The organism is Psychroserpens luteolus (assembly GCF_021032705.1).
GTDB lineage: Bacteria > Bacteroidota > Bacteroidia > Flavobacteriales > Flavobacteriaceae > Psychroserpens > Psychroserpens luteolus.
Genome location: NZ_JAHVXI010000004.1, coordinates 353,081 through 367,178 on the forward strand (window position 1 = coordinate 353,081; position 14,098 = coordinate 367,178).

At 35.3% G+C, this 14,098-nt stretch carries 7 protein-coding genes; 3 read left to right on the forward strand and 4 right to left on the reverse strand.

Features of this window, described 5'->3' with window-relative positions; translation table 11 throughout:
* Positions 1 to 21: 21 nt before the first annotated feature.
* From thrC to thrA, 3 genes are read right to left on the reverse strand one after another with little or no spacing between them, the layout of a single operon-like run.
* On the reverse strand, positions 22 to 1,317 hold the full coding sequence (gene thrC, locus KWG70_RS12625; RefSeq protein ID WP_230936400.1) for a threonine synthase: 1,296 nt from the start codon (positions 1,315 to 1,317) through the stop codon (positions 22 to 24).
* On the reverse strand, positions 1,318 to 2,238 hold the full coding sequence (locus KWG70_RS12630) for a homoserine kinase (RefSeq protein WP_230936401.1): 921 nt from the start codon (positions 2,236 to 2,238) through the stop codon (positions 1,318 to 1,320).
* Positions 2,238 to 4,682 (reverse strand): bifunctional aspartate kinase/homoserine dehydrogenase I, encoded by a 2,445-nt coding sequence (thrA, locus tag KWG70_RS12635; protein ID WP_230936402.1) that lies wholly within the window; start codon positions 4,680 to 4,682, stop codon positions 2,238 to 2,240. The genes KWG70_RS12630 and thrA overlap by 1 nt, the downstream gene beginning before the upstream one ends.
* 326 nt (positions 4,683 to 5,008) lie before the next feature.
* Between thrA and KWG70_RS12640 the strand changes: the two genes are divergently transcribed.
* Positions 5,009 to 6,580, forward strand: coding sequence for an NAD(P)H-hydrate dehydratase (locus KWG70_RS12640; RefSeq protein ID WP_230936403.1), 1,572 nt, complete (start codon positions 5,009 to 5,011; stop codon positions 6,578 to 6,580).
* 37 nt (positions 6,581 to 6,617) lie between these two features.
* Here KWG70_RS12640 and KWG70_RS12645 read toward each other — a convergent pair whose 3' ends face one another.
* A complete protein-coding gene (locus KWG70_RS12645; RefSeq protein ID WP_230936404.1) occupies positions 6,618 to 8,003 on the reverse strand; it encodes a TlpA family protein disulfide reductase in 1,386 nt (461 codons plus the stop codon).
* 126 nt (positions 8,004 to 8,129) lie between these two features.
* On the opposite strand from KWG70_RS12645, the gene hutH reads away from it, so the two are divergent.
* Positions 8,130 to 9,641 carry a histidine ammonia-lyase gene (hutH, locus tag KWG70_RS12650; protein WP_230936405.1) on the forward strand — a complete coding sequence of 504 codons (1,512 nt, stop codon included), beginning with the start codon at positions 8,130 to 8,132 and terminating at the stop codon, positions 9,639 to 9,641.
* Positions 9,642 to 10,115: 474 nt separating this feature from the next.
* The coding region (locus KWG70_RS12655) for an HYR-like domain-containing protein (protein WP_230936406.1) at positions 10,116 to 14,098 on the forward strand (3,983 nt) is incomplete at its 3' end.

The following is a 14,098-nucleotide window of genomic DNA, read 5'->3' on the forward strand; positions in this document are numbered from 1 at the left end:
CTATAATGAAGCCATACTAATTTAAGAACGCAATAGAAACGCTTTTAAATCTTCATAGTTTGAAATTTTGATAGCTACTTTTTCTTTGTCTATAACCTCTTTAATTTGATGAGGTAATTCGATCTTAGTTTGAATAACGTCTTCAACCACATCCAGAAATTTTGTTGGATGAGCGGTTTCTAAAAACACACAATGTGCGTTATTATGGGATTTCAAATGTGCTTTGCAACCTAAATAACCAACAGCACCATGAGGATCAGCAATATAATTGTATTGCTCATAAATTTCTAACAGAGCATCTTTGGTCTCTTTATCGGAGTAACTATATGACGATAAGTTATTCTTAAGTTGATTAAAATCGTTATTGTAAATCTCTTGAATACGAATAAAATTACTAGGATTACCAACATCCATAGCATTGCTAATCGTTTGTACTGATGGTTTCGGATGGTATTTTCGAGTAGTTAAGTATTCGGTTACAACATTATTTGCATTATTAGCAGCTATGAAATGTTTAACTGGTAGACCCAATTGTTGCGCTATCATTCCCGCACAAATATTTCCGAAATTCCCGCTAGGAATTGAAAATACAATGTCATCATGTTCGTTGTGCAACTGCTGATAGGCAAACATAAAATAAAACAGTTGTGGTAACCATCTGGCTACATTAATTGAATTGGCAGACGTCAATTGCATTGTATTGGTGATGGATTGGTCTAAAAATGCTTTTTTAACCATATCTTGACAATCATCAAATACACCATCTACTTCTAGAGCAGTTATATTTTGTCCAAGTGTTGTGAGTTGTTTTTCTTGAATATCACTTACTTTTCCTGAAGGGTATAAAATCACAACATTCACGCCTTTTACACCTAAGAAACCATTGGCAACAGCGCCTCCAGTATCGCCAGAAGTAGCCACCAATACAGTAATATCATTTACATTTTTTTGATTAAAGTAACCCAAACATCTAGCCATAAAGCGTGCACCAACATCCTTAAATGCCATAGTTGGGCCATGAAATAATTCTAAAGATGATATATGATCATTAAGTTTTACAATTGGAAAATCGAAAGATAAGGTCTCTTCGATAATTGTTTTTAAAACAGATTCTGGAATGTCCGGACTTACAAATTGTTGAATCGCTTCAAATGCAATTTCAGAACGTGACTTACGATCAATAGTTTCAAAGAATGATGCAGGCAAAGGTGTTATTTTTTCAGGAAAATACAATCCTCTATCTGGTGCAAGCCCTTTGATAACAGCATCTGTGAAATTCGTATTTGGTGCTTCTCTATTGAGACTGTAGTAATTCATTTATAAAATTTTTATCCCTTCAGTGTTAATTTCTGAAATGTATATTTCGAAAGGAATCTTCGTTTTTGAATATATATTCTGAATGGCTTTAGCTACATTTTGAGCAGTTTCATTTCCGTGACATAAACTGAAAATAGAGGGTCCAGATCCAGAAATACCACAACCTAATGCCTTGTGTTTTAATGCATGTTCTCTTACCAAGTCAAAATGTGGAATAAGTCGACTGCGATGCGGTTCTACAACCACGTCTTTTAATGAATTACTCAAAAGTCCATAATCATTGGTATGCAATGCGTGTACCAAACTCCCTACGTTTGACCACTGTGTTATAGCATCTTTTAACGGAATTTCTTTTGGCAAAATGGCACGTGCTTCAGCCGTTTTTATTTCAATCTGCGGATGGATAATTACGGCAAATAAATTTGCAGGTGTAGGCAATTGTAATACCTCAAGAGGTGCAACAGATTTTACAAGTGTAAATCCACCAAAAATGGCTGGAGCTATGTTATCTGCATGCTCACTCTTACTAGCTAATGCTTCTCCTTTCATAGCAAAACTAGTGAGTTGTGTTTTATTATAAGGTTTTCCTAAGAGTTCATTCATACCAAATACACTCCCTACAGCACTTGCAGAGCTGCTCCCAATACCACTTCCAGGTTTTATGTTTTTGTAGATTTCTATCTCAAATCCGTAATCTGGCTGTGCATCATTAAGCATGGCTAAAGCAGAAACACCAGCCACATTTTTATCGGCTTCAAAAGGCAAATCATAACCTTCAATTTTTGTAATATGAATCCCTTTTTTATCCGTTGTTCTAATGACCATTTCATCACCAATCGTATCTAAACAAAATCCTAGGACGTCAAATCCGCAAGAGACATTTGCAACAGTTGCAGGCGAGAATATTTTGAGCTCTTTCATTAGTTATTTCCTATTCTAATTATATCGGCAAAAAGACCAGAGGCAGTAACATCTGCACCAGCACCAGCACCTTTCACTATAAGAGGTTGCTCTGGATAACGTTCGGTATGAAACATGACGATATTATCTTTACCTTCTAAATTATAAAATGGATGACCTTTTGGGATTTCTTTTAGCCCAACTTTGGCTTTACCCTTTTTTAATTCTGCTACGTATTTGAGTTGGCAATTATTCTTTTTAGCCGAAGCATAGAGATTTTGGAAATGAGCTTCACTAGCTGTTAAAGTGTCGTAAAAATCATCTACAGAATTACTTTCTAAATTGTCTTTTGTTAAAAATGAGTTGTTTTCAATATCTTCAATTTCCATGACCATGCCATTTTCCCTAGCTAAAATTAATAACTTTCTAGCAACATCAATTCCACTTAAATCTATTCTTGGATCCGGTTCTGTATAGCCTTCAAATTGTGCTCTTTTTACCGTGTCATGAAAGTTGTTCTTATTGCTAAAATTATTGAATACAAAATTTAAACTACCTGATAAAACGGCTTCAATACTAGTGACTTTGTCACCAGAAGCAACCAGATTATTTAGCGTATTGATAATTGGTAATCCTGCGCCAACATTGGTCTCAAATAAAAAAGGAGCATTATATTTTAGCGAGAGCCTTTTCAAATTCATATAATTTTTATAAGAACTAGCGCAGGCAATTTTATTGCATGCTACAACAGCGATACTTTGTCTTAAATACTCATCATAGAGGTTCGCTACGGCTTCGTCTGCTGTGATATCAACAAAGATGCTGTTTCTTAAATTAAGAGCAATTACCTTGTCAAAAAAGCCTCGCAAACTTGATTTGTCTGCGTAATGAAATTGAGCGGCCCAATTATCTAAATCTATTCCATTTTCATTAAAAACCATTTTACGTGAATTAGCCATTCCAACAATTTTCACATCGATTTTTAATTTTTTCTTTAAAAATGAATGCTGCTGCTGAATTTGATCAATAAGTTTTTCCCCAACATTGCCAACTCCTGTAATGAAAACATTAAGGCGTTTCGTTTTAACTTCAAAGAAGCTTTCGTGTAGCGTATTAAGTGCTTTTTTGACATCTTTATTTGCAATTACTGCTGAAATATTTCGTTCGGAAGCACCTTGAGCAATGGCTCTAATATTAATGTTGTTTTTCCCCAAACTTCTAAACATTTTACCGCTAATACCTTGATGGTTTTTCATATTATCACCCACTAAGGCTACTATGGACAGATCATTTTCAATAATTATTGGATCTATTTTATGAAGTGATATTTCATATTCAAAGGTACTATCAACAGCCAATTTTGCTGCATCTGCATTGTTTTCGTCAATTCCTAAACAAATGGAATGTTCTGATGAGGCTTGGGTAATTAGAATGATATTGATTTTTTCATTTGCCAAAGTTTCAAATAAACGTTTAGAAAATCCAGGAATGCCAACCATTCCACTCCCTTGTAAAGTGATTAATGAGATATTACTAATGTGGCTAATTCCTTTTACAGCCAGCCCATTTTCTTTACTAGAAGTAGAAATTAGTGTGCCTTCATCATTAGGTTTTAAGGTGTTTTTTATTAGAATTGGAATCTGTGCATCTAAAGCAGGTTGTACTGTTGGTGCATATAAAACTTTGGCGCCAAAATGAGATAGTTCCATGGCCTCTTGATACGATAATTTTTTAATCGGAATGGCCTGCTTTACTAACTTCGGATTAGCTGTGAACATACCACTAACATCTGTCCAAACTTCAAGTTGATTAACTTTTAAAGCTGAAGCAACAATGGCAGCAGTAAAATCGGATCCTCCACGGCCTAGAGTTGTTTGCTCTCCAGACGTTGATTTTGAAATAAATCCAGGCAATATCGTAATGCGCTGTGTGGCTTCAGAAAAATAATTAGTTATGTTGGTGTTGGTGCTGTCGAAAACGACTTCACCTTTGGTGAAATTTGAGTTAGTCACAATGAGTTCTTGACTGTTTTTTCTAAGACAATCCATGCCTCTCTTTTTCATTGTCTCTGCAATAATGAAAGAGGATAATAACTCTCCAAAACTTACTAATTTATCAGATGTTTTTGGTGATAATTCGTTAATCAAAAAAATGCCATCTAAAAGATGTTTTAACTCCTGTAATGTATCATTCAAGTGAGCTACTATTTTTTTATTTTCCGTAGGAATTAATTCAGATAAAATCGAATGGTGCTTTTGCGCAATAGTATCAAATTCTGAACTATAGTTTTCATCTTTTTCTTGAGCTAATTCACCAGCTTTTAAGAGCTTGTCAGTAATACCTCCAACTGCAGAAACGACACAAATAACAGCATCGTCTTTTGCGTAATTATCAAGAATAGTGATGACATTATTTATGTTTTTTGCTGAACCTACTGAAGTTCCTCCAAATTTTAAAACATTCATTTGTAGTTATTTATAATTGAATTGGGTTTTCTTTATTAATCCTTGAGAAGGATTTGTAATGTATTGAAGATTTAATATACTAAACACCCCTAAGGGTAGACTTACGATAAGTTATCTCGATATCTATCGTAGTAAACTGTAAGAATATTTTTGTTTCGTTTTGCATAAATAATAGCCTATACCTTTCAAATGTATTATTTTTACAAGAATAAAAAAACTTAAAAGGTTATTTTACATTTTTTTCAGTTTAAAACAGAAAACATGATATTATGTAGCTTTTAAGCGATAAAAACTAACAATTTAACAACTGATTATAAACCTCTTACATGAAGATTTTTTCTAAAGAACAAATTTACGAAGGCGATCAACTAACTTCTAAGAAACAGAATATTTCATCTACTGAATTGATGGAACGCGCTGGAATACAAATTTTTAATTGGTTACATGTTCGTATGCAAGGTGCACAAGTGCCTATTCATGTGTTTTGTGGAATTGGAAATAATGGTGGTGACGGACTCGTAATCGCCAGACATTTAGTCACTCATGGATATAACGTAAAAACCTATGTAGTTAATTGTAGTGACAAGCGTTCAAAAGACTTTTTAATCAATTATGATCGCATTAAACAGACCACGAAAAAATGGCCAGATATGTTGAATTGTGAAGCAGATTTCCCTGAGATTCATAAGGACGATATTATCGTAGATGCTATTTTTGGAATTGGTCTCAATAGACCTGCAAATGATTGGGTAAAATCTTTGTTTGTTCACTTTAGAAATAGCAAAGCATTTACATTAGCCGTAGATATTCCTTCAGGCGCTTATACAGATAAAGCTCCCGAAGATGAAAATGGAGTTGTTTGGGCAAATTATACCTTGAGTTTTCAATCACCCAAATTGATATTTTTTTTACCAGAAACCGCTAAGTTTACTATACAATGGGAAGTCCTAGATATTGGGATTGATAGAGAATTTTTGTTTATGACAGAAACTGAAGCCGATTTAATTAGTAAACATGAAGTATTGCCTATTTATAAACCCAGAGAAAAGTATGCAAATAAAGGCGATTTTGGACATAGTTTGATTCTTGGAGGTAGTTACGGAAAGATAGGTTCGGTCGTGCTGGCGAGTCGTGCTGCTTTATCTATTGGTGCAGGATTAGTAACGGCTTATGTGCCAAAATGTGGTTATCAGGTTTTGCAAACAGCGTTTCCTGAAGCTATGGTTATAACAGATGAAAATGATACACTGATCTCTGATATTACTTTTGATATTGAACCCAAGGTTATCGGATTAGGAATAGGAATGGGAACTGATCCAAAAACGATTTCTGCACTGGAAAAATTCCTCAAAACGAATAAAATACCATTAGTTATTGATGCCGATGGATTAAATATATTTTCAAAGAAAAAAACACTTTTAAAATTGCTTCCAGAACAGAGCGTTTTAACGCCTCATCCAAAAGAATTAGAACGACTAATTGGTAAATGGAAAGATGATTTTGATAAGCTCAAAAAGGCCAAGGCTTTTTCAAAAAAACACAAGGTTGTTCTTCTTATTAAAGGCGCTAATAGTATTACAGTTTTTCATGATAAATATTATGTCAATACTACTGGAAATCCTGGTATGGCAACCGCAGGAACTGGCGACGTTCTAACAGGTGTTATTACTGGGCTAATATCACAAGGCTATGATGCACTTATGGCTACTGTTTTTGGTGTTTATTTACACGGAAGATCAGCAGATATTGCTATTGAGGATTTAGGGTATCAAGGCTTAATTGCAAGTCACATAATTGAGGCTCTTGGAGAAGCCTATATCGATTTGTTCAAACAACCAGAACAACCTCAAGTTGAAGACGCGCAGCGGGAAGAATCAGAGACAAAAAAAAGCCACTAGTTAAAGTGACTTTTTTATTAATTATATTTGGTAAAACTTAAGGTTGCATTTTAAGCTCTTCTTCTAATAGTTCTACTAGTTTCGGATTTGAAGGTCGAGGTGCATCAGCACTCACAATATTTCCATTTGGATCAATTAAAATAAACCTTGGGATACCATCAATAGCATAATCTTGGACAAACTTAGATTTCCAAGCATTATCAGCCATGAGTTGAACACCTCCTAAATCTTTATCTTTTACCATATCTACCCATTTGTCGTGGTCTTTAACTTCATCAATAGAAGTACTTACAAATTCTATGTTTTCGTTATGAAACTTCTTTTCAACTTCTTTCAACGAAGGGATTTCTCTTATGCAAGGTCCACACCATGTAGCCCATACATCAACGTAAACATATTTTCCCTTAAGGTCAGCTAAAGACATTTCCCCTCCTTTATGGTTCTCATAATTGTTGAACTCAGGTGAAGGTTTTCCTTTCATTAAATCTTTATTTTTTTCAAATTTCTCAGTCAAACTTTCCTTAGTGTCTTCGCTTGTAGCATGACTTATAAAAAAGTTATGGAGTGATTCCATATTTGGATTTCCAGGAGATACTAAGAAGCCTGCTAAATTATTAATAATGTCATTTTTTAAAGCAGGAATTTTAATATCCTCAAGGCTTTTTAAATGCTCAGTTGTAGTTGCGAGATGATCGTCACCAATAGCTTCGTAAATTGGATTAAGAGATTTTCCAATAGCGATACTTCTATAGGCATCAGATGATTTGTATGCTTTTTCATTATCAAAAGTCATATTTTTTATAGCATCAGGAACAAAGTTTTCTGAAACTTCAAAACCTGGCTTTTTAGCATAGTAGGCATGATATCTCCCATAGCGATCTATCATACCATATTCATCATAAGTCAAATTCTCTTTTTCTGTAGCAACAAAATCGGTATCCGCATTTTCTAGAGCATTCAGCGCTTCAAGGTTTTTCGATTTCATTTTGCCTATAGCATCTTTATAAGCGTCTTCTTCTAAAGCATAAAAACTAGCAACATCTTTAGTCTTTTCTTCATTATTTAGATATTTCTTGGCTAGATAATTATTTTCTACAGAACCTTCACCAGAATAGGTAACGGTCTCATCAAATTCCTTAGCGTCAACAGTCAAATCAATGTTATCTCCTTTTTTGAGATACATAGCAGTGCTTTCTCTACCAATTGAGAGTGAATAAAATCCATTTTCAGAAATACGTAGTGTGTCAGAGAATGTACCATCTTCTTTTATTTCAATTTCAGATTTGAAATCGGTACTACTCAATGTGGCTTTTTTAGCCTTAGAGTTTTCTATTGTGCCAGATAGAACAGCGTAGTCAATTTTAGGTTCTTGCTCACATGCAAAAACAGCTACCGCAATTAAGGCAATAATTAATCTTTTCATAATTATAATTGTTTTAGTTACTCAAAAATACAGATTAATAATATTTTAAGTGATATTTTATTAATTATTAACATTTGTTGCAAAGTAGAGCTATAATTCTGAATTTTGGCACTGTAAATTATTTATATGAATACCACTCATTTTATATCTTCTGAAATATTAGAGTTATCTACTATTAGCGATATCATTTTCTTAAATAAAAAAATTGAACTGTCAAAAGAAGCAATTGATAGAATTGAAAACTGTCGAAACTATCTGGACGAGAAAATAAAAAATCAAGATCAACCCATATATGGAATAAATACTGGTTTTGGATCCTTATGCGATGTTAAGATTTCTAAGGATAAACTAACCCAACTTCAAGAAAACTTAGTGATGTCTCATGCATGCGGTGTTGGAGAAGAAGTGCCAGGTGAAGTTGTGAAGTTGATGTTGCTGCTTAAAGTACAATCTTTGAGTTATGGTCATAGTGGTGTTCAGTTAAAAACGGTACAGCGACTAATCGACTTTTATAATAACGATATTTTACCTGTTGTTTACACACAGGGATCTTTAGGTGCTTCTGGAGATTTAGCACCGCTTGCACATTTGGCATTGCCACTTATAGCAAAAGGAGAGGTGGTTTACAAAGGAAAAATTTGTGCGTCTCAAGACATTATGGCTCAATTTAATTGGCAACCTATTCAGTTAAAATCAAAAGAAGGTTTAGCCTTATTAAATGGAACTCAATTTATGAGTGCTTATGGTATTCATTTACTTATAAAGTCATATAAGCTTTCTTATTTTGCCGATTTAGTTGGTAGTATTTCTTTGGAAGCATTTGATGGAAGGTCAGAACCTTTTAATGAGTTGGTTCATTTGGTAAGACCTCACAATGGGCAAATTAAAACTGCTAAGCGTGTGAGAGCGTTTTTAGAAGGCAGTGATCTTATCCAACAAAAAAAAGAACATGTTCAGGATCCTTATTCGTTTAGATGTATTCCACAAGTACATGGTGCAACAAAAGACACTCTTGATTTTGTTCATAAAGTTTTCAAAACTGAAATTAATGCAGTAACCGATAATCCAAATATTTTTGTTGGTGAAGATGAAATTATTTCTGGTGGAAATTTTCATGGACAACCATTGGCGTTAGCTTTAGATTATCTTAAAATAGCTATGGCTGAGTTGGGTAATATTTCTGAGAGAAGAATTTATCAATTGGTCTCAGGTCTTAGAGGTTTGCCTACATTTTTAGTTGATAATCCTGGATTAAATTCTGGATTCATGATTCCACAATATACAGCAGCAAGTATTGTGAGTGCAAATAAGCAACTGGCATCACCTGCAAGTGTAGATAGTATTGTGTCAAGTAATGGTCAAGAAGATCATGTGAGTATGGGAGCAAATGCAGCAACCCAATGTTTTAAAATTGTTTACAATATCGAGCGTATATTATCCATCGAACTACTTAATGCGTCCCAAGCCATTCATTTTAGAAGTCCGCTAAAGTCTTCAGCTTTTATTGAATCTTTTTTAGAGAGCTATAGGGCTGAGGTTCAATTCGTAAAAGAAGATTTGGTATTTTATAAGCTAATAGAAAAAACCATACATTTTATCGATGAATTTTACATTGAAAATGAATTACTTTTCGATTAACTGCAAAAAAAAATGTTCAACTGTTTAATATCAAAAAAAAGGATAAATTTATTTGGCAGTCAGTATTTTATAATATACTTTTGAAAGTAAGTTGAGGTGGATTATGTTCAATTTCAACTTGATAGTGAATTAAATAATAGCAACCTAATTTACTATTCTTACCTTAAAAATTGTTTAATAGCACAACAATTGATTATTAGCATTTATTGATTTTAGAATGACATCATTCTAACCTGGTGTTCTGCATTTGCGGTACGTCATATTTTGTTTTAAGCTTACACGCAAATAATGTATTTGCGCTTTTGCTGACAATACGTGTATTGTCAATATAAATGTTAAGATAATTTTAATTTAAAACCAAATGTTATGTTTATGAGCAATTTTACTCGAAGTGGTAGACGCGCCAAAATTTGGCAATCTATTACTAACTTATCGTGTTGTAGCATTGATCTTATGACTAAACAAACTAAAAGCATGAAGACACTACTTGTCTTTATCATGCTTTTTGCGTTTAGTACAGGCTCAGTGTTTGCACAGGACCTTGGTCGAAGTACATTCTTCAACCGGTGTCTAGACGATGCGCCTCCAGGTCCTACAGAGGCCGACGTCGCGAATCTTTATTTAAACCAATGTGGAGATATTCCAGCTGAGGTTGTTAAATCTGTCCTACAGGAAGGAAATGATTGTGACTGGAGAGTTGAGTACACTTACGATGTTAAGTGTGGAGACTTTGAAGAGCAAATCAAAATCGCCTATACAGGTGGAGATTTAACAGCACCTCAATTAAATGATGGAGCTGAACTACCTGAAGGTGAAAGTGGTCTGAATCTATGTTTTAGTGAAGTGCCTAATGGACCTACAATAGGTGATATTGCTGCATTATATTCAGATAACTGTAGCGATGTAATTGTAGTTAAGTCTGGTAGCCCAGAAGGTAGTGATTGTCTATGGACAGTTACCTACAACTATACAATTAGTGATGCTTGTGGTAACATGGCTGAAGAAGTAAATATAGTGTATTCGGGAGGAGATAATGAAGGGCCAACCTTAAATAAAGGAGCTGTTATACCTTCTGGAGAGAATGGTCTAAATTTATGCTTCTCTGAAAAAGCACAAGGACCAACAGAAGAAGATATTGCTGCTTTATATTCAGATAATTGTGGTGGGGTTTTTGTTACAAAAACGTCTTATTCAAAAGGAACTGATTGTAAATGGATGGCAGAATATACTTATACAATTCAAGATAATTGTGAAAATTTTTCTGAGCCTATAGTAATTAGATATTCTGGAGGTGATACTTCAGCTCCAATGTTGGATGCTGTGCCTGCAGATATAACTGTTAGTTGTGTTGATGAAATTCCTGACGCATCTACCAAATCCGTAGTAGCTGTAGACAATTGTAGTCAAGAGTTGGAAATTCTTGTATCTGATAATACAGATCAATTAGGACCTTCTTGTGCTGGAGGTGTTGTTGTTAGAACCTTTTCTGTAACTGATGATTGTGGTTACACAACATCTCAAGATCAAATAATAACAGTTGAACCAGCACCAATGGCAGAGTTTGATGAAGTAGAAGACATGGAAGTTTCATGTGCTGAAGCTTTAGCATTTCAGGCTAGTCCATTAGGATATTCTAATGGAGCAACTGGAGCATGTGAGATATCAGGAGAAGTAGATGGAGAAGTAATTGGAGATTACACAACTTGTGGAGGTTTCATATATGTTGATTATATATTTACTGATGACTGTGATAGAACAATCACAGCCAAGAAAATAATAACAGTATTACCAGCGCCAATGGCAGAGTTTGATGAAGTAGAAGACATGGAGATTTCATGTGAAGAAGCAAATTCATACCAAGCAGGATTGTTAGCATATTCTAACGGAGAAGCGCCAGGTACTTGTAATATTTCAGGAGAAGCTCAAGGCGAATTAAGTGGATCATACGATGAGTGTGGTGGAACACTTACCGTAAACTGGACATATACTGATGAATGTGATAGAACAATCGAAGCAAGTAAGACTATTACAGTATTACCAGCGCCAATGGCAGAGTTTGATGAAGTGGAAGACATGGAGATTTCATGTGAGGAAGCAAATTCATTCGAACCAGGATCATTAGGATACTCTAATGGCGGAACTGGAGCATGTGAGATATCAGGAGAAGTTCAAGGTGAATTAAGTGGATCTTACACAGAATGTGGAGGAACATTAGAAGTTGACTGGACATACACTGATGATTGTGATAGAACAATCACAGCTAAGAAGACGATCACAGTATTACCAGCACCAGCTGCAGAGTTTGATGAAGTAGAAGACATGGAGATTTCATGTGAAGAAGCAAATTCATACCAAGCAGGATCATTAGGATACACTAATGGTGGAACTGGATTGTGTGAGATATCAGGAGAAGTTCAAGGCGAAGCTACACCAGATTACGATGAGTGTGGTGGAGTAATTATTGTAAACTGGACATACACTGATAACTGTCAGAGAACAATCACAGCAAGTAAGACTATTACAGTATTACCAGCACCAGCTGCAGAGTTTGATGAAGTGGAAGACATGGAAGTTTCATGTGAAGAAGCAGCATCAGTAGTAGCCGGATCATTAGGATACACTAATGGCGGAACTGGAGCATGTGAGATATCAGGAGAAGTTCAAGGTGAATTAAGTGGATCATACGATGAGTGTGGTGGAACACTTTATGTTGACTGGACATACACTGATAATTGTGATAGAACAATTGATTACAGAAAAACAATTACAGTATTACCAGCACCAATGGCTGAGTTTGATGAAGTGGAAGACATGGAAGTTTCATGTGAAGAAGCAGCATCAGTAGTAGCCGGAACATTAGGATACACTAATGGTGGAACTGGATTATGTGAGATATCAGGAGAAGTAGAAGGCGAATTAAGTGGATCATACGATGAGTGTGGTGGAACACTTACAGTAAACTGGACATACACAGATAAATGTGATAGAACAATCACAGCTAGTAAGACTATTACGGTATTACCAGCACCAATGGCTGAGTTTAATGATGTACAAGATATTTCTATAGCTTGTGAGTTAGCTAGCCAATATGAAGTGAATCCATTAGGATATACTAATGGTGGAACTGGAGCATGTGAGATATCAGGAGAAGTAGAAGGTGAATTAAGTGGATCATACGATGAGTGTGGTGGAACACTTTATGTTGACTGGACATACACTGATGCATGTGGAAGAACAATTGATGCTAGAAAAACTATCACAGTTGAACCAGCACCAATGGCAGAGTTTGATGAAGTGGAAGACATGGAGATTTCATGTGAGGAAGCAAATTCATTCGAGCCAGGATCATTAGGATATACTAATGGTGGAACTGGAGCATGTGAGATATCAGGAGAAGTAGAAGGTGAATTAAGTGGATCATACGATGAGTGTGGTGGAACACTTTATGTTGACTGGACATACACTGATGATTGTGATAGAACAATCACAGCTAAGAAGACAATCACAGTATTACCAGCACCAGCTGCAGAGTTTGATGAAGTAGAAGACATGGAGATTTCATGTGAGGAAGCAAATTCATACCAGGCAGGATCATTAGGATACACTAATGGCGGAACTGGAGCATGTGAGATATCAGGAGAAGTAGAAGGTGAATTAAGTGGATCATACGATGAGTGTGGTGGAACACTTACAGTAAACTGGACATATACTGATAACTGTCAGAGAACAATCACAGCAAGTAAGACTATTACAGTATTACCAGCACCAACTGCAGAGTTTGATGAAGTGGAAGACATGGAAGTTTCATGTGAAGAAGCAGCATCAGTAGTAGCTGGAACATTAGGATACACTAATGGAGGAACTGGATTATGTGAGATATCAGGAGAAGTTCAAGGTGAATTAAGTGGATCATACGATGAGTGTGGTGGAACACTTTATGTTGACTGGACATACACTGATGATTGTGATAGAACAATTGATTACAGAAAAACAATTACAGTATTACCAGCACCAATGGCTGAATTTGATGAAGTGGAAGACATGGAAATTTCATGTGAAGAAGCAAATTCATTCGAGCCAGGTTTATTAGGATACACTAATGGAGGAACTGGATTATGTGAGATATCAGGAGAAGTTCAAGGTGAATTAAGTGGATCATACGATGAGTGTGGTGGAACGCTTTCAGTTGACTGGACATATACTGATAAATGTGATAGAACAATCACAGCTAAGAAGACGATCACAGTATTACCAGCACCAATGGCTGAGTTTGATGAAGTAGAAGACATGGAAGTTTCATGTGAGGAAGCAGCATCAGTAGTAGCCGGAGCATTAGGATACACTAATGGAGGAACTGGATTATGTGAGATATCAGGAGAAGTTCAAGGTGAATTAAGTGGATCATACGATGAGTGTGGTGGAACACTTTATATCGATTGGACATACACTGATAACTG

Excerpts from the sequence above, each read along its gene's own strand:
- thrC (WP_230936400.1), bottom strand. The coding sequence starts at position 1,317 with ATGAATTACTACAGTCTCAATAGAGAAGCACCAAATACGAATTTCACA.
- KWG70_RS12630 (WP_230936401.1), bottom strand. The coding sequence starts at position 2,238 with ATGAAAGAGCTCAAAATATTCTCGCCTGCAACTGTTGCAAATGTCTCT.
- thrA (WP_230936402.1), bottom strand. The coding sequence starts at position 4,682 with ATGAATGTTTTAAAATTTGGAGGAACTTCAGTAGGTTCAGCAAAAAAC.
- KWG70_RS12640 (WP_230936403.1), top strand. The coding sequence starts at position 5,009 with ATGAAGATTTTTTCTAAAGAACAAATTTACGAAGGCGATCAACTAACT.
- KWG70_RS12645 (WP_230936404.1), bottom strand. The coding sequence starts at position 8,003 with ATGAAAAGATTAATTATTGCCTTAATTGCGGTAGCTGTTTTTGCATGT.
- hutH (WP_230936405.1), top strand. The coding sequence starts at position 8,130 with ATGAATACCACTCATTTTATATCTTCTGAAATATTAGAGTTATCTACT.